This is a genomic window from Billgrantia sp. C5P2 (assembly GCF_051062895.2).
The window spans coordinates 3,523,375-3,538,435 of sequence record NZ_CM128542.1; the positions used below are offsets into that span (position 1 = coordinate 3,523,375).

Genomic DNA, 15,061 nt, shown 5'->3' on the forward strand with positions numbered 1-15,061 from the left:
AACGCTTCGATAAGGAACCCCTGCTCATGAAAGCCAGCGTCAAGTGGACCGATGGTCGCCAATTCGTCGCCGAATCGGGTAGCGGCCATAGCGTGGTGATCGACGGCCCGCCCGATCATGGCGGTCGCAATACCGGACCGCGCCCGATGGAAATGCTGCTGATGGGCATGGGCGCCTGCACATCCTTCGACGTGCTGGAGATCCTCGAGAAATCCCGCGCCGGCGTGACCGACTGCGTGGCGAGCATCGAGGCCGAGCGCGCCGACGCGGTGCCGTCCGTGTTCACCCGGATTCACGTTCACTTCACCGTCAGCGGGCACAACCTCAAGGAGAACCAGGTCAAGCGCGCCGTCGAGCTCTCCGCCGAGAAGTACTGCAGCGCCTCGATCATGCTGGCCAAGGGCGGCGTCGAGGTCACCCACTCCTACAGCATCGTCGATGATTGATACGGTAGATCCATCGCCTGGAACGAGGCCCGCTCAGCGGGCCTTTTTGCGTCTGGGTAGCCGGCGTCCCGACAGGGCGTCTAGACAGGAGGCGCGTCCACGTGGCGCCAGAGATAGAGCGCCAGGTGCGAGCGGTAAGGAGCGAAGCGTGCCGCGGTGCGCAGCGTCTTGCGCCGTGGGCTGGTGAGGCGCTCGAGCGTCTTGCGTGCGGCCACGTCGCCCTCCGGCCAGACGTCGGGCTCGCCGAAATAGAAGATCGAGATCATGTCCGCCGTCCACTGCCCCACGCCCCATAGCGCGGTCAGGTGCCGCGAACGCTCGGCATGGTCGAGCATTCGCAGCTCGTCGGCCTCTAGCCGGCCGGCGCGGGCCTCTGCGGCGATCAGGCACAGTGCCCTCGCCTTGGCCCCCGAGAGGCCACAGCCGCGCAGCGCATCCTGGTTCGGCTCGGTGAAGAATTCCATCAGCGGGGCATCGCCAGCGGCGTCGACGACCCGCGCCCAGATCGAACGCGCCGCCTTCACCGAGAGTTGTTGCCCCGCTATCGAACGGCACAGGCGCTCGGCCAGCGGCTGGCTGTCGTCGACCTCGAGCATGACCGGCCCGCCCCGCTCGATGGCATCGACGAGCAGCGGGCTCAGCTCACGGGCGGTTTCGACACAGCGCCGATGGATCTCGTCAGACATGCCGTCGCGCTCAGAGCCGATAGACGCTCTTGGTCATGATCTTGGACATCAGCGACATGCCGAACTTGACCGGCGCCGGGAAGCGCGCCCCACCGGCCTCCAGCGCGAGATGCGCATGATGTGCTTCGTCGATGGCCATCTGGCGCAGCACGGCGCGGGAGCGGTGGTCGCCCGCCGGCAGCTTGACCATGTGCTCTTCCAGATGCTTGCCCACCTGCTCTTCGGTGGCGGCGACGAAGCCCAGGCTGATCCGATCACCGATGGCGCCGGCCACCGCCCCCAGACCAAAGGAGGCTGCGTAGAACAACGGGTTGAGCACACTGGTGTGGCTGTCGAGCTCCTGCAGGCGGTCGTCACACCAGGCCAGGTGGTCGATCTCTTCCTGGGCGGAGTGCTCCATCTGACTACGCACTTCCGGCAGCTTGGCGGTGCAGCCCTGCCCCTGATAGAGCGCCTGGGCACATACCTCGCCGGTATGGTTGACCCGCATCAGCCCCGCGGCATGGCGCCGCTCGTCGGCGGTCATGTCCTCGTCCTGGATGTCCGCCGTGGCTGGTGTCGGGCGCGAAGCGACGGCCGCTCGAGGCACCAGGGTACGCAGCACGGTATCGAACTGATGGATCAGGTTATCGGCATGGGAGTAGTTGCGGTTCATCTCGCTCTTCCTTTACGAAGCCTTCCTGTATGCAGCCTCAGCCAAGAGCGGCACGACAAGCTCGTCTTTGACATGCATCAACGAAAGGCTGCCGGCAAGCACGGCAGCGCCACCCGTAGGGGTGGCGCCATGAATCAGGTGCACCTGATGCGTCGCACGCCTCGACGCGCGCGGCTTGCTCCGCATAGCGCCGGCTAGCCAGCCGGCCAAGTAAAGCGGCGACCGCCCATCAGGTGCATATGAATATGATAGACCGTCTGCCCGCCCTGGTCATTGCAGTTCATCACCACGCGATAGCCGGCGTCGGCGAAGCCGCGCTCCTCGGCTAGCCGAGCCGCAACGTGGGGCAAGCGACCGACCAGCGCCAGGTCACCCTCGGCGATGTCGTTGAGCGTGGCGATGTGCCGCTTGGGAATGATCAGGATGTGGGTCGGGGCCTGGGGATTGATGTCGTTGAAGGCCAGCACCTCATCGTCCTCATAGACGATATCGGCCGGAATTTCTCGCTTGACGATCTTGCAGAACAGGCAGTCTTGCATCGGCTCGAGCTCCTCTCGGCTACCGGAAGCGACGCTGGGCCAGCAGATGGCGTACCAGCGGCGCCAGGATCAATTCGATCGCCAGCGACATGCGTGCGCCCGGCACCACCAGGGTGTGCGGCCGGCTCATGAAGGAGTCCTGGATCATGGCCAGCAGCCAGGGGAAGTCCACCGTCGAGGGGTCGCGGAAGCGAATCACCACGAACGACTCGGCGTCGTTGGGAATGTCCTGCACCTCGAAGGGGTTGGAGGTGTCGACCGTCGGTACGCGCTGGAAATTGATGTGGGTACGCGAGAACTGCGGCTGGATGTAGCGCACGTAGTCGTCCATGCGTCCCAGGATGGTGTCGATCACCGCTTCCTGGGAGTAGCCGCGCATCTTGATGTCGCGGTCGATCTTCTGGATCCACTCGAGGTTCATGGTCGGCGCCACGCCTACCAGCAGGTCCACGTGGCGGGCGATGTCGTGTTCCGTCGTCACCAGCCCCCCATGCAGCCCCTCGTAGAACAGCAGGTCGGTGCCACAGGGCAGCGGCTGCCATTCGGTGAAGGTACCCACCTGATGGCCGGCCTCGATCATCTGCTTGTCTTCCGCGTGAATGTAGTGCCGGAAGGTACCGGTGCCGTGCTCGCCGTACTCGTGGAACAGCGCCTCGAGGCGATCGAGCAGATTGGCCTCCACGGCGAAGTGGGAAAGCTGATCCTTGCGCTCGGGTTCCTCGCGGAAGATGCGGGCCAGCTCCTCACGTGTGTAACGATGGAAGGCATCGCCATCGACGAAGGCGGCATGCACGTCCTCGCGGGAGAACATGCGCTCGAAGGTACGCTTCACCGTGGTGGTACCGGCACCTGACGAGCCGGTCACGGCGATGATCGGATATTCACGCGACATCAGGCGCTCTCCGCTCCGCAGATAGCCTGGCTAACGGCATCGGGAATGGCGACGCTGCGCCCTTGGGTCGGGTCCACCAGCACCACGTTGAGGCGAGCGGTGGCCACCGGCCGCCCGCCTTCGGCATGGCGTACCCGATGATAGACGACGATCGCCTTGCCCGCAGGCGACGGGATCGCGGTTTCCACCACCAGCGCATCCGGCCAGCGCGCCTCGGATTGGTACTGGACGGCGAGGTCGGCCACCACACTGGGGTACCCGCCCATGTCCCACTCGGTCAGCCCAAGCGCACCGAACGCCTGGATACGCGCCTCGTGGAGCAGCGACACCAGGGTGTCATGTCCCAGGTGTCGGCCGTAGTTCATGTCGGTGATGCGCACCGACAGCGGCTGGCGATGCACGATGGCGGACTCGGGAAATTCCAGCTTGATGCGCTCCATGCCCACTCCCTGAATCTTGTTATTTGGTCGATGCGGAGGTTGCCGTAACTCAGACGGCTTTCCCCTCGCGGGCAATGGCGCGATAGGCGATGTCGCTGCGGAACTGCACATCGTCCCAGTGGATCGCCGCCACGCCCCGGTAAGCCAGGTCCCGTGCCAGGGACACCCCCTGTCCCAGCGCGGTGACGCACAGCACCCGGCCTCCGCTGGTTACCGTCCGGCCCTGGTCGTCTTCGGCGGTGCCGGCATGAAACACCTTGCAGCCGGTGGCAGCGGCAGCCTCGAGACCCTCGATCGCGTCGCCCTTGCGGTAGCTGCCAGGATAGCCCCCCGCCGCCAGTACCACACCCACGGCGGCACGCGGATCCCACTCACAAGTATGACCAGCCAGTTCGCCGCGTGCTCCCGCCAGGCACAGCTCGGCCAGGTCCGATTGGAGACGCAGCATGATTGGCTGGGTTTCGGGATCGCCGAAGCGGCAGTTGTACTCGATGACCTTGGGATTGCCCTCGGCGTCGATCATCAGGCCGGCGTAGAGGAAGCCGGTATAGGCATGTCCCTCGGCCGCCATGCCGTGCACCGTGGGCATGATGACGCGCTCCATGATGCGTTCGTGCACGCTCTCGGTCACCACCGGGGCCGGCGAGTAGGCCCCCATGCCGCCGGTATTGGGACCGGCATCGCCGTCGAGGGCACGCTTGTGGTCCTGACTGGTGGCCATCGGCAGCACCGTGGTGCCGTCGACCATGACGATGAAGCTCGCCTCCTCACCCTCGAGAAACTCCTCGATCACCACGCGAGCCCCGGCGTCGCCGAAGGCGTTGGCCTCGAGCATGTCACGCACCGCCGCCTCGGCCTCGGCCAGGGTCATGGCCACGATCACGCCCTTGCCCGCTGCCAGGCCATCGGCCTTGATCACGATCGGCGCACCCTGCTCGGTGAGATAGGCCAGCGCCGGCTCGACCTCGGTGAAGGTGCGGTAGGCGGCCGTGGGAATGGCGTGGCGGGCGAGGAAATCCTTGGTGAAGGACTTCGAGCCCTCTAGCTGAGCAGCACCCTGGGTGGGGCCGAAGATGGCCAGCCCGGCTTCGCGGAAGCGATCGACCACTCCCTCGACCAGCGGCGCCTCGGGGCCGACGATGGTCAGCGCCACGCCTTCCTCATGGGCGAAATCCACCAGACGTTCCAACTCGGTCGCCTCGATGGCAATGTTGGTCAGGCCCGGCTCATGGGCCGTGCCGGCGTTGCCGGGCGCCACGAAAACTCGCTCGACACGAGGCGACTGGCCAACTTTCCAGGCCAGGGCGTGTTCGCGGCCACCGCCGCCGATGATCAGAACCTTCATCCGCTTGATTTTCCTATCTCTTGCTGCGCAGGCCCGATTGACGGTGGGCCTGATGTTCGGCTGGGAAGACGTCGCGGCATTATGGCAGAAAGCTGCCCGTCACGCCCCGCCCGGAATGGGAATGCCTGCCTGGTTCAGCGCCAGTGGCATATGCCGGCCTGCTCACTTGTCGTCGTTTTCGTCCTTGCCTTCCTTCGGCTCCGGTTTTCCGGGTTGCCCCTGGCCGATCGCCTGCTGCCAGAAACGCATGTTCTCCTCGGCCATCTCACGCATCAGCTCCATAGGCGAGTGGCGCATGGCCTGCTGCCACTGGTCCTGCATGCGCTTCTGCTGCTCGAGCATCAACTGGGTGCCCTGTTCGAGGTAGCGGGCCAGCGGTAGCGGCTGGGCCATGTCGTAGACGCGGATGAACTGTGCCAGCAAGTCGTTGGAGAACACCTCGGCCTCGCCATCGGCCTGCTCCTGCTCGATGATGATCGACAGCAGGATGGTGCGGGTCAGGTCTTCCCCGCTCTTGGCATCCTCGACCCGGAACGGCTCCTCGTCGAGAATCAGGCGACGCAGATCCTCGAGCGTCACATAGCGGCTCTGTTGGGTATCATAGAGCCTACGGTTGGCATACTTGCGAATCACGCGCACGGTGGCACTCCTTGTTGTAAAGGCAGACTGCCCTTGGGTGCTATTGTGCACCGCGCCACCGCCCTTGCAAATCGAAGCGACCAACGAGGCCCGATGAACCTTATCCTGCTCACCCCCGAGGAGATCCGGCACGACCGCCTGGCGTGCCTGCGCGACCCACGTCGTCTGCGTCATTTGAAGGAGGTTCACCGCGCCCAAGTGGGCGACAGCCTGACCCTGGGCGTGGCGGGTGGTGGCATCGGGCGTGGCGAACTCACGCTGCTCAGCGACGACGAGGCGCGCTTCACCCTCGACGGGCTCGATACGCCACCGCCGCCGGCGCTGCCGGTACATCTGGTGCTCGCCCTGCCGCGCCCGCGCATGCTGGCCAGGAGCCTCGAGCATGTCAGCGCGCTGGGCGTGAAGCACATCACCCTACTGCACACTCGCCGGGTGGAGAAAAGCTACTGGCAATCCCCCGAGCTCGACCCGGCGAAGATCCACGATCACCTGGTGCTGGGGCTCGAGCAGGCGCGAGACACACAACTGCCCGAGGTGAGCCTGGCCAAGGGTTTTCGCCCCTTCGTCGAGGAGCGCCTGCCGGCCCTGCTCGAAGGCCGGCGCGGGCTCGTCGCCCACCCCGGCATGGCCCAGGCCTGCCCAACGGGGCTCACCGAGCCCACCGCGCTGTTCATCGGGCCGGAGGGTGGCTTCATTCCCCATGAAGTGGAGCGCCTGCTCGAGGCCGGCTGCGAAGGCATCCATCTGGGCCCGCGTATCCTGCGGGTGGAAACGGCGGTAGTCGCCCTGCTGGCCCGCCTGTTCTAGGAGAGCCGAGCGCTAATCGGACGACGCGACCTGGTCGGAGGCATCGTCCTCGTCGGGGTCATACTCCACCAGGCGTGAATCCTCGTCGCAGTCAGGGTTGGTGAGGAAGGTGCTGCGCACGTCCAGCAGCCCCAGGTGGCCGATGGTGCGACGCCCGAGCAGCAGCGGATAGTTCATGTCACCACGATCGCGCAGGCTGAACTGCTCCTCGTAGACGGTGTCGTCCATGCAGATCTTCATCAGCACCACGGGTCGACGATCGACGCCGCCCGCACCGCGCAGCTTGAGGCTGCGGTAGAGCGGCAACTCCAGCCATTCGCTAAAGGTCTCGCCATTCGCTTCGTCCTCCAGCTTGAGGCGAAAGCGCACCCACTCCTCGCCCTCCTTGTCGAAGCGTTCGATGTCACGCGCATCGAGCGAGGAGGTCAGCGCTCCGCTGTCCAGCTTCGCCTTCACCTCGACGCCCCAAGGCTCGAGGGTGCTCTTCTCGACCCAGCCGAACACCGCGTCCCGCTCGCCACCAACTGCCATGGTCGGCATCGCGACGGCCAAGAGCACCGCTCCAGCCAAGGCCATCCAACGCGAGGGGAAACGACAAGCCTGACGGTAAACAGCCAGCCACTCCGTGGACATGGGCTAACCTCCACTTTTCGTTGACGCTTCATGGACCCTGTGTAGGCAAGTCGGTCCCGATTGCCTGACACAAGCATTACGTTTACTACACTGTTCGTGTCACCAAGGATAAGGAGGGCAATACGATGACACAGTCACGCCTCGCAAGGACGACCCTGACCACCTCGGCCGGCCTGTTCATCGCCGGTCTCGCCATCGGCGTACAGGCCCAGTTCGACCCGCAGGGCCTCTACTCCGGCCGCGCCATCTTCGATGCCGACGTGCATTTCGAAGCCGCGCCACACGCGGAGCCCAGCGAAGTCATCGACATGCTGCTCGGCGACGACAAAAAAGTCCACGCCATCGTGGTTCGCTCCAACGACACCGTGGGCCTGAACGGCGATCACCTGGTGATCACCAACGCCCATTATCGCCTGGTCAACCACGAAGAAGATGGCGAGACCCGCCATGACATCATCGTCGAAGCCGACCAGGAAACCCTCGAGACCATGCCCCGTTACGATCGGGAGTGGTGGGATACGGCCCGACAACGCACTCGCGAGGCCTGGGACAGCGCCGGTGAGGGCGCCGACAGCGCCTGGGAGCGAACCCGACAGGGACTGGATCGCCTCGGCGAAAGCGCCGAGAGCGCCTGGGAGCGCACCCAGGAGGGCGCCGAGCGGACCAGCCGGCGAATCAGCGAGACGCTCGAGGTGTGGTCCGGCGATCGCGATAACTGATTACCCACCGCGGCTCTTCGCCGGACCCCACGCGGGCCCGGTCGTGGTGTCAGCGGCGCTGAAGCCGTTGCAGCAGGCTCACGGTGGCGAAACCGTCCGGGGTCTCGCCAATGCTGCGCTGGAATTCACGCAGCCCAGCGCGGGTGTTCGGCCCCATGACGCCATCCGGGGTGCCGACATCGAAGCCGCGAGCGTTCAGTGCCTGCTGCATCTCTTGCACCTGACTGCGCGACAGCGGCTGCACGTCGCGCGGCCACTCGGTCCGAACCCCCTCGCGCCCGGCGATCCTGTCGGACAGGCTCCCCACCGCTAGCGCATAGCTGGTGGCATTGTTGTAGCGCAGGATGGCGCGATAGTTGGGTCCCACCAGGAAGGCCGGCCCTTGGGCGCCGGCCGGAGCGATCACCGAGGCCTGCTCGAAGCCGGGCAGGTTACCCCCGTCGATGCGGCTGACACCCTGCTGTGCCCACTCGCGGCTCGAGCGGCGCGTGGTCAGTTCAGTCTGGGCATAGTCGAAACCCTGCGGCAGTCGCACCTCCACCGCCCAGGGCTGACCGGGCTGCCAGCCGGCCCGCGCCAGGTAGTTGGCGGTGGAGGCCATCACGTCGGGAATGCTGCCCCAGATGTCGCGACGCCCGTCGTCGTCGCCATCCACGGCATAGGACTCGAAGCTGGAGGGAATGAACTGGGTATGGCCCATGGCGCCGGCCCAGGAGCCGATCATGCGTTCCGGCGTGATGTCGCCCGACTCGAGGATACGCAGGGCAGCCAGCAACTCGCCGCGGGCGAAGTCGCGCCGCCGCCCGTCGAAGGCCAGGGTCGCCAGCGCCTCGATAGTGGAGAAGTCGCCGAAATTACCGCCGTAATTGCTCTCGATGCCCCAGATCGCCACGACGACCTCGGCCGGCACCCCGTAGCGCTGTTCCATGCGGCGGGCCGTCTCACGGTGCTCGTCGAGCCTGGCTCGCCCTTCGCTGACCCGAGCCTGGGAGACGGCACTGTCCAGATATTGCCAGATGGGACGCACGAATTCCGGCTGGGAGCGGTCGAGCTCGATCACGCGTGGCCGATAGCGGATGTTATCCAGCGCACGCGCCAGGGTCGCCTCACTGACTCCCTCGCCTCGGGCCTGACGACGAAAATCGCGCAGCCAGGCCTGGAAGTCCTGAGGAGCTCGCTCGGCCTCGCTGGGAGCCAGCTCGGGAGCTGCAGGTTCGCTCGAGGCCGCGGCTTCGGGCTGGCGATCATCGGCCACGACGTTCTGGACGGGGCCGGACTGGCAGCCGGCCAGTAGCAGAAAGAGGAAAGCGGCGAGAAAGAGTGAACGGGTCATGACGGCAGTATTCCTTTACCTCGATGGCCATCGATCATCGCCCAGAAGCGCCCGTCAGGCCAGCCCCGCAGAACAAGGAATCGTCGCATCGTGTAAACAGACGCGGGTAACCCTTGCCACCGTCACTCGGGGTCGCCGTCGCGGGGCTGATGCACGGCGTTGGCGTCCGTCTCCATGCCACTCTTGAGCTCATGGGTGAGCGGATCGTAGTTGGGGCGCAACTCGTCCTTGACCGTTCCGTGCCACAGCTTTGAGCCGACGAAGTAGCCGGCACGGCCGATCACGTGGGCCGCTACCGGCGCCGTCATCATGATGAAGAGGATCACCCCCAGCGCCCGCGCGACCACCGCCACTTCGCCGAAGTGCAGTGCCACTGCCAGCATGATCAGCGAGGCCCCGAGGGTAGCCGCCTTGGTAGTGGCATGCATGCGCGTCAGCAGGTCGGGCAGGCGCACCAGACCGAGCGCGGCAATAAACATGAAGAGCGCGCCGACCAGGATCAGGCCGACCTTGAGCATCTCAATCATCGCGCGGCCCTCCCCGCTCCAGGAACCGGGCGAAACCGATGGCCGCCATGAACGCCATCAGCGCCATGACGATGGCCACGTCCAGCAGACTGGGAACGTCGGTGGCGATGGCCACCACCCCGATGATGCCGACGATGATGGAGGAGAAGAGTTCCAGCGCCACCACTCGATCCGGCAGGCTGGGGCCGAGATACAGGCGCACGAAGGCCAGGCACAGTGCCAGGGTCATCAGCACCAGGCTCAACAGGATCATGGTCGACATGGATCGCCTCCTCAGCTAGTGGAACAGTTCCAGCGCTCGACGTTCCAGCTCCGCCAGGTTGCGGCGCAGTTCGGCCTCGTCATCGAGGAACATGGCATGGATGTAGAGCACCCGGCGGTCATCGGAAACGTCCAGGCTCAGGGTGCCAGGCGTCAGCGAAATCAGATTGGCTACCAGAGCGATCTCGAACTCGCTGCGTGCCTTGAGCGGCATGGCGATCACACCGGGTTTCATGTACCAGGGCGGCGTGACGACGTCGAAGGCGACCTTGAGGTTGGCCAGCAGCAGCTCCTTGAAGAAGAAACCCACGAAGCGAATCAGCCGCGGCAAGCGCTGGGCATAGCCGGCAAGCGCCGGCACCTGAGGCTGGATCAGCGCCAGTACCAGGTAGCCGAAGGTCAGGCCGGCGAACAGGTTGCGGCCGCTGAAGTCACCGGTCAGCACGACCCAGGCGCCGCCCAGCATGAGGTTCCAGGCCGCCCCGATCATGGCAGACCCTCCCCGAGCGGACCGAGTACCGCCTCGATATAGCGCTCGGGGGCAAGCAGTTCACCCGCCGAGGCCTCGGCCAAGGCATACAGGGGCCCGGCATTCAGCCCGATGAACAGCGTGCACAGCGCCAGGCCCACCGCCGGCAGCGACATCAGCCACAATTCACGCTGGCCCACCGCCGGACAGGCATCGGCCTCGTCTCCGCCGGGCGCCGTCTTCCAGAACACTTCCGACCAGATCTTGACCATCGAGTAGAGCGTGAGCAGCCCCACCAGCAGGGCGATCGCCGTCACTCCGTAGGCTTCCGCCTCGATGCCGGCCCGGATCACGATGAACTTGGCGAAGAATCCCGACAACGGCGGCATGCCTGCCAGCGACAGCGCCGGCACCAGGAACAGCACGGCCAGCCACGGGTGGCTGCGGTAGAGCCCGCCCAGACGCTTGAGATGATAGCTGCCCTGGAGGCGATGGACGATACCGCTGACAAGGAAGAGATTCGTCTTCACCAGGATGTGATGCACGATGTAGAAGACGCCGCCGACGATGGCCAGCGGCGTGAACAGCGCCAGGCCCAGGATCATGTAGCCGATCTGGCTGACGATATGAAACGACAGGATACGACGGAACTCGAACTGGGCCGCCGCTCCCAGCACCCCCGAAAGCATGGTGAGCCCCGCGCCCCACAGCAGGATCTCATGGGTGTAGCCGGGGCTGTGATGAAAAATCAGCGTGAATACCCGATACAGAGCGTAGACGCCGACCTTGGTCAGCAACCCGGCGAACAGCGCCGACACCGCCACCGGTGGAGTGTGATAGGAAGCCGGCAGCCAGAAGAACAGCGGAAAGGCCGCTGCCTTGATGCCGAAGGCGACCATGAACATCATCGCCAGCACATCGGCCATGCCATTGTCTTCCAGGCTCGCCAGCCGGCGCGCGATATCGGCCATGTTGAGCGTGCCGACCATGCCGTAGAGCAGCCCCACCGCTACCAGGAAAATCACCGACGACAGCAGGTTGAGAGTGACGTACTTGATTGCCCCCTCCATCTGGGCCTTCTCGCTACCGAGGATCAGCAGTGCGAAAGAGGCCACCAGCATCACCTCGAACCAGACATAGAGATTGAAGATGTCTCCGGTGAGGAAGGCGCCAGCCACTCCGGCCAGCAGCAGGTGCATCAGCGGGAAATAGCCGTAGGCCTCGTGGCCGCGCCCGGTGGTGGCCAAGGAGTAGAGCGCCACCGCGAAGCCAATGATACCGGTGAGCACCACCATGATGGCCCCGAGCAGATCGGCCACCAGGCTGATGCCGAAGGGAGCCGGCCAGTTGCCCACTTGCAACACCAGGATCCCGTCCCGGCTGACCGATATCAGCAGCCAGATACTGGACGCCAGCAGCAACGCGGTGCCGGCCACCGCGATCATCCGCTGCATGAGGCGGGAGCGCCAGAACAGCAGCGATACGGCCCCCGCGAGCAGCGGGATCAGGATGGGCAGGGCGATCTGTGGATTCACGTATCGGTATCCCTCATCCGGTCGAGGTCGTCGGCGCGCACGATCTCCCAGGCACGGCGCACCAGCACCACGGCGAACGACAGCACGCCGAAGGCGATCACGATGGCGGTGAGCACCAGCGCCTGCGGCAGCGGGTCGGCCACGACGCCCTCAGGGGCGGCCAAGCCTTGCGGCACCAGCGGTGGCGCACCGCGGGTCAACCCCGCGGAGACGAAGATCAGCAGGTTGGCGGCATTGGAGAGCAGCATCAGGCCGATCACCAGCTTGACGATGGAGCGGCGCAGCATCATGTAGATGGCCGCGGCAAACAGAATGCCGATGGCAACGGCTAGCAGGGGTTCCATGGCGTCTCCTCGTTATCAGGCATCGTCTTCCCTGTCGGTGTCCACCAGGGCGGTGATGGCGGTCAGTACGGAACCCAGCACCACGAGATAGACGCCGATATCGAACAGCAGCGGCGTCGATGCCTTGAAGTCGATCACCGGGACCGTCCACCACTGGGCGGTGAAGAACGGCTCGCCCTGCCACCACGCCGGCAGGGTCGAGAGCACGCCGAGCGCCAGCCCGACGCCGATCAGGTCACGGGGCGAGACCTTGAGCATGGCGTGCATGGCCCGCCCGCCGTAGGCGAAGAGATAGAGCGCGAAGGCGCCCGACGCCACCAGTCCGGCAATGAAGCCGCCGCCCGGCTCGTCATGGCCACGCAGCAGCAGGAACAACGAAAACAACAGTTGCAGCGGCAGCAACAGACGCGCCGCCACGCTGAGTATCAAGGTGCCCGATCTAACCATCGTCACGCTCCCGAGTCGGGGTGCGCCCGGCACTGCTCTCCTCGGCGTGGAAGCGCAGCATGGCCAGGACGCCTATGGCCGCCAGCGCCAGCACGAACATCTCGCCCAGGGTGTCCAGAGCGCGGAAGTCCACCAGGATGACGTTGACGATATTGTGGCCGTGCCCCAGCGGCTGGCTGTTGGCGACCAGGTAGTCGGAGATGCGCGACAACCGCTCGCCGGCCAGCACCGCGAGCATCAACAGTGTGACCAGGATCCCGGCCAAGCCTGCCACCACCAGGTCGCGAATGCGCTCGGTGGGCGTGGAGAGGGTGGCGAAGCGCGGCAGCCGGAACAGCACCAGCACCAGCAGGATAACCGTCAGGGTTTCCACCAGCAGTTGGGTGATGGCCAGGTCCGGTGCGCTGAACAGGACGAAGACCAGGGCGATTGAGAAGCCCATGATGCCCACCGCAGCGACGGCCGCCAGGCGCGAGCGCATGACGCAGGCGGCCACCGCCCCGGCCACCATCAGGCCGGCGACCATGGCCTCGTGCAGGTAGAGATCAAGGTCCACATCGAGGCTAGGCGCGTGGCGAAAGAACAGGGCATGCCCCACCAACCCAAGCAGCGTCAGCAGAGTCACGATCAGGTAATTGCGAATATGCCCGTTCTGCAGCATGCGTGTTTGCCACTCGGCGCCAGCCACCATCCCCGCCATCAGCGCCTCGTAGCCGGCTTCGGGCCCGCGCGCCATGAGCGGCCTGAACCGGGCCAGGTGCGCCCGCAGGCGATCCCAGCGGTGCCACACCGCCAGCCCCAGTGCCAGGCTCGCCAGTGACAGCACGAGCGGCAGGTTGATGCCGTGCCACAGCGCCAGGTGTACATCGTGATCGGCGGCACCGATCCCGCCCACCGTTACCGCCACCAGGTCGTCGAGCCACCCCGGCACCAGGCCGAACAGCAGCGATAGCCCGGCCAGCAGGGCCGGCCCCAAGAGCATGCCCGCCGGAGGCTCATGGGGCGAGCGTGGCGTTTTCCGAGCGGGGCCGAAGAAGGGCCGCAGGGCGACGATGGCCGCAACCGCCAGGGTCAGGAAGGCGGCTACGAAGGCCAGCGACACGATCACCACGCGATAATGCTCGGCGGCCAACGCCGACTCGAGCATCAGCTCCTTGCCGACGAAACCCATCAGGGGCGGCATGCCGGCCAGCGACAGAGCGGCAACGGCAGCCACCGCGGCGGTGCGTGGCATCACATGGCGCAGCCCACCCATATGGGTGACGTCCTTGGTGCCGGTTTCGTGGTCGAGGATGCCGGCCACCAGGAACAGTGCCCCCTTGTACAGGGAGTGCGCCAGCAGGAAGGCCACGAACGCGACCAGCGCCCCTGGCGTGCCGAGCCCAAGCAGCAACGTCAGGGTGCCCAGCGCCATGACCGTCGAATAGGCCAATAGCATCTTGATGTTGGTGTAATGGATCGCCAGGAAGGCGCCAGTGACCATGGTAATGGCTCCCACCAGCGACAGGCTGAGCGTCCAGGCCTCGGTCCCGCCCAGGGCCGGATGCAGCCGGGCCAGCAGATAGATCCCCGCCTTGACCATGGTCGCCGAATGCAGGTAGGCCGAGACCGGCGTCGGTGCCGCCATGGCATTGGGCAACCAGAAATGGAACGGAAACTGGGCCGACTTGGTAAAGGCGCCGATCAGCAGGCAAACCAGCAACGGCAGGTAAAGAGCGTGGTCGCGCAGCGCCTCGCCCCGTGTCGTCAGTTCGGCCAGCGACCAGCTGTCCCCGGCCATGGCCAGCATGACGAAGCCGGCGAGCAGCGCCAGCCCACCGCCAACGGTAACGTAGAGACCCTGCTGCGCAGCCTTGCGCGCTGACAGGTCGGCGTGATTGAAGCCGATGAGCAGGAAGGAAGTGATGCTGGTGAGTTCCCAGAACACGAACAGGGTCACCAGGTTGTCGGCCAGCACCAGGCCGAGCATCGACATCATGAAGGCGGTGAGCACGACCAGGAAACGTGGCAGGTCACGATGGCCACGCAGGTAGTCGCCGGTATACACCAGCACCAGGCTACCGATCACCGTGATCAACATGGCGAACAGCCAGGATAGACCATCGATGAAGAAGCTCAGCGTGATGTCGAGCCCCGGCACCCAGGCCCACTCGATCAGCAGCGCTTCGCCCGCCGTCACCGTCGGCCACTGACCGAGTAGCCAGGCGGCCAGGGAAGCTGGCAGCAGGGCTATCACCAGCGGCGTTCGATCACCGAACCATCGGTGCAGCAGCGGCGCCAACCCCGCCACCACGAAGCCACCCAGTACGGCCAGCTGCATACGGCGCCCCTCCCCAGTTATTGG

At 65.5% G+C, this 15,061-nt stretch carries 19 protein-coding genes; 3 read left to right on the forward strand and 16 right to left on the reverse strand.

Annotation, left to right across the window (positions count from 1 at the left end; genetic code table 11):
• Window positions 1–26 precede the first annotated feature (26 nt).
• Window positions 27–446: an OsmC family protein gene (locus ACRWQA_RS16190; RefSeq protein WP_197568043.1), complete on the forward strand. Its 420-nt coding sequence runs from the start codon at window positions 27–29 to the stop codon at window positions 444–446.
• Window positions 447–526: 80 nt separating this feature from the next.
• On the opposite strand, the gene ACRWQA_RS16195 is transcribed toward ACRWQA_RS16190, so the two are convergent.
• The 7 genes from ACRWQA_RS16195 to phaR form a co-directional block, all read right to left on the reverse strand.
• On the reverse strand, window positions 527–1,132 hold the full coding sequence (locus tag ACRWQA_RS16195; RefSeq protein ID WP_434229376.1) for a DNA-3-methyladenine glycosylase family protein: 606 nt from the start codon (window positions 1,130–1,132) through the stop codon (window positions 527–529).
• Between the two features lie 10 nt (window positions 1,133–1,142).
• The gene (gene coq7 / locus ACRWQA_RS16200; RefSeq protein ID WP_263582893.1) at window positions 1,143–1,787 is read right to left on the reverse strand and encodes a 2-polyprenyl-3-methyl-6-methoxy-1,4-benzoquinone monooxygenase; all 645 of its coding nucleotides are present in this window, start codon (window positions 1,785–1,787) and stop codon (window positions 1,143–1,145) included.
• Between the two features lie 194 nt (window positions 1,788–1,981).
• Window positions 1,982–2,326, reverse strand: coding sequence for a histidine triad nucleotide-binding protein (locus tag ACRWQA_RS16205; RefSeq protein WP_263582892.1), 345 nt, complete (start codon window positions 2,324–2,326; stop codon window positions 1,982–1,984).
• Window positions 2,327–2,345: 19 nt separating this feature from the next.
• Entirely contained in the window at window positions 2,346–3,218 is an 873-nt protein-coding gene (locus tag ACRWQA_RS16210) for a phosphoribulokinase (protein WP_263582891.1), read from the reverse strand.
• Window positions 3,218–3,658, reverse strand: a complete 441-nt coding sequence (locus ACRWQA_RS16215) for an acyl-CoA thioesterase (protein ID WP_263582890.1) — start codon at window positions 3,656–3,658, stop codon at window positions 3,218–3,220. The genes ACRWQA_RS16210 and ACRWQA_RS16215 overlap by 1 nt, the downstream gene beginning before the upstream one ends.
• A gap of 49 nt (window positions 3,659–3,707) precedes the next feature.
• Entirely contained in the window at window positions 3,708–5,003 is a 1,296-nt protein-coding gene (purD, locus tag ACRWQA_RS16220; protein WP_434229377.1) for a phosphoribosylamine--glycine ligase, read from the reverse strand.
• Between the two features lie 162 nt (window positions 5,004–5,165).
• Entirely contained in the window at window positions 5,166–5,642 is a 477-nt protein-coding gene (gene phaR / locus ACRWQA_RS16225; protein ID WP_263582888.1) for a polyhydroxyalkanoate synthesis repressor PhaR, read from the reverse strand.
• A gap of 93 nt (window positions 5,643–5,735) precedes the next feature.
• Here phaR and ACRWQA_RS16230 point away from each other — a divergent pair, with 93 nt between their 5' ends.
• Window positions 5,736–6,449, forward strand: coding sequence for a 16S rRNA (uracil(1498)-N(3))-methyltransferase (locus tag ACRWQA_RS16230; RefSeq protein ID WP_263582887.1), 714 nt, complete (start codon window positions 5,736–5,738; stop codon window positions 6,447–6,449).
• A gap of 12 nt (window positions 6,450–6,461) precedes the next feature.
• On the opposite strand, the gene rloA3 is transcribed toward ACRWQA_RS16230, so the two are convergent.
• A complete protein-coding gene (rloA3, locus tag ACRWQA_RS16235) occupies window positions 6,462–7,025 on the reverse strand; it encodes a retropepsin-like aspartic peptidase RloA3 (RefSeq protein WP_434229402.1) in 564 nt (187 codons plus the stop codon).
• 182 nt (window positions 7,026–7,207) lie between these two features.
• On the opposite strand from rloA3, the gene ACRWQA_RS16240 reads away from it, so the two are divergent.
• Window positions 7,208–7,801, forward strand: coding sequence for a PRC-barrel domain containing protein (locus ACRWQA_RS16240; protein WP_434229378.1), 594 nt, complete (start codon window positions 7,208–7,210; stop codon window positions 7,799–7,801).
• 49 nt (window positions 7,802–7,850) lie between these two features.
• Here the strand turns inward: ACRWQA_RS16240 and ACRWQA_RS16245 are convergent, their stop codons facing one another.
• The 8 genes from ACRWQA_RS16245 to ACRWQA_RS16280 form a co-directional block, all read right to left on the reverse strand.
• The gene (locus ACRWQA_RS16245) at window positions 7,851–9,134 is read right to left on the reverse strand and encodes a lytic murein transglycosylase (RefSeq protein WP_434229379.1); all 1,284 of its coding nucleotides are present in this window, start codon (window positions 9,132–9,134) and stop codon (window positions 7,851–7,853) included.
• A 122-nt stretch (window positions 9,135–9,256) separates the two neighbouring features.
• The gene (mnhG, locus tag ACRWQA_RS16250; protein ID WP_434229380.1) at window positions 9,257–9,661 is read right to left on the reverse strand and encodes a monovalent cation/H(+) antiporter subunit G; all 405 of its coding nucleotides are present in this window, start codon (window positions 9,659–9,661) and stop codon (window positions 9,257–9,259) included.
• The gene (locus ACRWQA_RS16255) at window positions 9,654–9,923 is read right to left on the reverse strand and encodes a monovalent cation/H+ antiporter complex subunit F (protein WP_263582882.1); all 270 of its coding nucleotides are present in this window, start codon (window positions 9,921–9,923) and stop codon (window positions 9,654–9,656) included. The genes mnhG and ACRWQA_RS16255 overlap by 8 nt, the downstream gene beginning before the upstream one ends.
• 15 nt (window positions 9,924–9,938) lie before the next feature.
• Window positions 9,939–10,412 (reverse strand): Na+/H+ antiporter subunit E, encoded by a 474-nt coding sequence (locus ACRWQA_RS16260; protein WP_434229381.1) that lies wholly within the window; start codon window positions 10,410–10,412, stop codon window positions 9,939–9,941.
• Window positions 10,409–11,926 carry a Na+/H+ antiporter subunit D gene (locus ACRWQA_RS16265; protein ID WP_263582880.1) on the reverse strand — a complete coding sequence of 506 codons (1,518 nt, stop codon included), beginning with the start codon at window positions 11,924–11,926 and terminating at the stop codon, window positions 10,409–10,411. The genes ACRWQA_RS16260 and ACRWQA_RS16265 overlap by 4 nt, the downstream gene beginning before the upstream one ends.
• Window positions 11,923–12,270, reverse strand: coding sequence for a Na+/H+ antiporter subunit C (locus tag ACRWQA_RS16270; RefSeq protein WP_263582879.1), 348 nt, complete (start codon window positions 12,268–12,270; stop codon window positions 11,923–11,925). Before ACRWQA_RS16270 ends, ACRWQA_RS16265 begins: the two co-directional genes overlap by 4 nt.
• A 15-nt stretch (window positions 12,271–12,285) precedes the next feature.
• Window positions 12,286–12,717 (reverse strand): Na+/H+ antiporter subunit B, encoded by a 432-nt coding sequence (locus ACRWQA_RS16275; protein WP_434229382.1) that lies wholly within the window; start codon window positions 12,715–12,717, stop codon window positions 12,286–12,288.
• Complete coding sequence (locus ACRWQA_RS16280; protein ID WP_434229383.1) at window positions 12,710–15,037, reverse strand: putative monovalent cation/H+ antiporter subunit A; 2,328 nt, start codon at window positions 15,035–15,037, stop codon at window positions 12,710–12,712. The genes ACRWQA_RS16275 and ACRWQA_RS16280 overlap by 8 nt, the downstream gene beginning before the upstream one ends.
• Window positions 15,038–15,061: the final 24 nt, after the last annotated feature.

What these genes read in the sequence shown, in the direction of transcription:
- ACRWQA_RS16190 (WP_197568043.1), top strand. Translation starts at nt 27, where the DNA reads ATGAAAGCCAGCGTCAAGTGGACCGATGGTCGCCAATTCGTCGCCGAA.
- ACRWQA_RS16195 (WP_434229376.1), bottom strand. Translation starts at nt 1,132, where the DNA reads ATGTCTGACGAGATCCATCGGCGCTGTGTCGAAACCGCCCGTGAGCTG.
- coq7 (WP_263582893.1), bottom strand. Translation starts at nt 1,787, where the DNA reads ATGAACCGCAACTACTCCCATGCCGATAACCTGATCCATCAGTTCGAT.
- ACRWQA_RS16205 (WP_263582892.1), bottom strand. Translation starts at nt 2,326, where the DNA reads ATGCAAGACTGCCTGTTCTGCAAGATCGTCAAGCGAGAAATTCCGGCC.
- ACRWQA_RS16210 (WP_263582891.1), bottom strand. Translation starts at nt 3,218, where the DNA reads ATGTCGCGTGAATATCCGATCATCGCCGTGACCGGCTCGTCAGGTGCC.
- ACRWQA_RS16215 (WP_263582890.1), bottom strand. Translation starts at nt 3,658, where the DNA reads ATGGAGCGCATCAAGCTGGAATTTCCCGAGTCCGCCATCGTGCATCGC.
- purD (WP_434229377.1), bottom strand. Translation starts at nt 5,003, where the DNA reads ATGAAGGTTCTGATCATCGGCGGCGGTGGCCGCGAACACGCCCTGGCC.
- ACRWQA_RS16230 (WP_263582887.1), top strand. Translation starts at nt 5,736, where the DNA reads ATGAACCTTATCCTGCTCACCCCCGAGGAGATCCGGCACGACCGCCTG.
- rloA3 (WP_434229402.1), bottom strand. Translation starts at nt 7,025, where the DNA reads ATGGCCTTGGCTGGAGCGGTGCTCTTGGCCGTCGCGATGCCGACCATG.
- ACRWQA_RS16240 (WP_434229378.1), top strand. Translation starts at nt 7,208, where the DNA reads ATGACACAGTCACGCCTCGCAAGGACGACCCTGACCACCTCGGCCGGC.
- ACRWQA_RS16245 (WP_434229379.1), bottom strand. Translation starts at nt 9,134, where the DNA reads ATGACCCGTTCACTCTTTCTCGCCGCTTTCCTCTTTCTGCTACTGGCC.
- mnhG (WP_434229380.1), bottom strand. Translation starts at nt 9,661, where the DNA reads ATGATTGAGATGCTCAAGGTCGGCCTGATCCTGGTCGGCGCGCTCTTC.
- ACRWQA_RS16255 (WP_263582882.1), bottom strand. Translation starts at nt 9,923, where the DNA reads ATGTCGACCATGATCCTGTTGAGCCTGGTGCTGATGACCCTGGCACTG.
- ACRWQA_RS16260 (WP_434229381.1), bottom strand. Translation starts at nt 10,412, where the DNA reads ATGATCGGGGCGGCCTGGAACCTCATGCTGGGCGGCGCCTGGGTCGTG.
- ACRWQA_RS16270 (WP_263582879.1), bottom strand. Translation starts at nt 12,270, where the DNA reads ATGGAACCCCTGCTAGCCGTTGCCATCGGCATTCTGTTTGCCGCGGCC.
- ACRWQA_RS16275 (WP_434229382.1), bottom strand. Translation starts at nt 12,717, where the DNA reads ATGGTTAGATCGGGCACCTTGATACTCAGCGTGGCGGCGCGTCTGTTG.
- ACRWQA_RS16280 (WP_434229383.1), bottom strand. Translation starts at nt 15,037, where the DNA reads ATGCAGCTGGCCGTACTGGGTGGCTTCGTGGTGGCGGGGTTGGCGCCG.